Here is a 1777-nt window from a genome sequence, read left to right as displayed (position 1 = left end):
GTAAGCGCGACGTTGTGGCCCTATGCGGCGAGGCTTGACTGCTGATTGAATCGCCACGGCATGAGGTCTTCGATACCGTTTTGCGGGTGACCGTCGAGGATGGCGTGCAGGGTTGCTGCGATGTAGTCGACCGGATTCACGTCGGACATCTTGCAGGTAGCGACCAGCGAGGCGAGCATGGCCCAGTTCTCGGCGCCGACTTCATTCCCTGCAAATAGAGCATTCTTTCTTGTCAGGGCGATCGGTCGGATCTGGTTCTCGACCGGGTTGGTGTCGGGCTCCAGCATGCCGTCCCCGAGGAAGCGGATCAGTCCGGGCCAGTGCGCCAAGGTGTAGCGGATGTCTTCGGCGAGCTGGGATTTCTGCGGTATGCGCGAGAGCTGGGCTTCCAGCCAGGGTTTCAGCGCCGCGATGATCGGGGCCGAATGCTCACGCCGTGCAGCAAGGCGCATAGTGGCCTCCTTGCCCCGCACGGACTTCTCGATCTGATAAATAAGCGCGATCTGGCGCAGCATTTCCTCGGCGATGGGCGAGCCGTCACTCTCGAAGCGTTTCACGAAGCGGCGGCGGACATGGGTCCAGCAATAGACCAGTTGCCACGGGCCATTGTCGCGCGCGATTTCCGTCATCGCGTTGTAGGACTGGTAGGCGTCGCACTGCAGGAAGCGGCCGCGGTATCCGGCGAGGAATTTCAGCGGATGCGCCTTGCCCCGGCCAGGGGCGTAGTGGAACAGCACGATGGGTGGGCCGGCCCCGCCATGACCACGGTCATCAGTGACGACGGCCCAGAAGAAGCCGCTCTTGGTGCGTTTCAGGCCCGGTTCCAACACTGGCGCGCGAGTTTCGTCCACGAAGATACGGTCTGCACCGCGCAGATGCGTGCGCATGTGGTTGATGACGGGCATCAGGTGGAAACAGGCGCGGCCGACCCAGTTGCCGAGCGTGCCGCGGTCCAGATCGATCCCTTGCCGCTTGAAGATCTCGGCCTGCCGATAAAACGGCAGGTGGTCACCGAACTTCGAGACGATAATCCAGGCGATGAAGAGTTCCGTGGGCAGACCGCCAGGCACCACATGTTCAGGCGCATGCGCTTGCGCCACGGCCTGCGAACAGCGGCGGCAGGCGTATTTGGGCCGCCGCGTGACCAGCACCCGGAACTGCGCGGGGATCACGTCCAGCCGTTCGGAGACGTCTTCCCCGATATTGGCCATCTCACCGCAACCACAGGGGCAGAGCGTGCTGGCAGGCTCGATCACGCGCTCGACCCGGGGCAGATGGGGCGGTAGATGCCCACGGTTGCGCTTGGGCTTGCGCGATGTTTCCCCGCGCGCCCGCTGCATCGCCGCTTCGGCCTTTTCCTGTGCCGCCTCGAGCACGCCTTGGGCAAATTCGGCATCTTCCAGGGGCAGGTTGAACTGCTCGGGCGAGAGCTTTTCGGAGCGCTTGCCGAATTTCTCGCGCTGCGCCGCGTGCAGGATATCCTGCAGCCGCCGGTTGGCCTCTTGCGTCTCGGCCAGCGTCGCCTCCACCTCAGCGAGGCGGGCCTTCAGCAGGGCATTTTCACGCGCAAGATCAGCTGCTTCCATGCCAGGAAGTGAATCACAGGATGCCCTTACAGGCCAGCAAAAACAGGTATTTCGGCGCCGTCTACCTGTCACCCCGCCGTCAGCGGGCGTCGTGCCCGTTCGGGTCGGACCATCCGCCAATCCACGCCCTCAAAAAGCGCTGCGAACTGCGCGCTGGACATGCGCATGACCCCGTCGCGCACCTGTGGCCA

General features: G+C 63.7%; 1 protein-coding gene. It reads right to left on the bottom strand.

Annotation, left to right across the window (positions count from 1 at the left end; genetic code table 11):
• Positions 1–20: 20 nt before the first annotated feature.
• On the bottom strand, positions 21–1586 hold the full coding sequence (gene tnpC, locus KNW02_RS20470; RefSeq protein ID WP_078527646.1) for an IS66 family transposase: 1566 nt from the start codon (positions 1584–1586) through the stop codon (positions 21–23).
• Between the last annotated feature and the right edge of the window lie 191 nt (positions 1587–1777).

It is taken from the genome of Paracoccus marinaquae (genome assembly GCF_018860165.1).
Taxonomy (GTDB): Bacteria; Pseudomonadota; Alphaproteobacteria; order Rhodobacterales; family Rhodobacteraceae; genus Paracoccus; species Paracoccus marinaquae.
Note: the sequence above shows the minus strand (reverse complement) of the source record. Positions and strands in the feature narration are given on the sequence as shown.

Coding starts and splice junctions, on each gene's coding strand:
- tnpC (WP_078527646.1), bottom strand. CDS start 1,586: ATGGAAGCAGCTGATCTTGCGCGTGAAAATGCCCTGCTGAAGGCCCGC.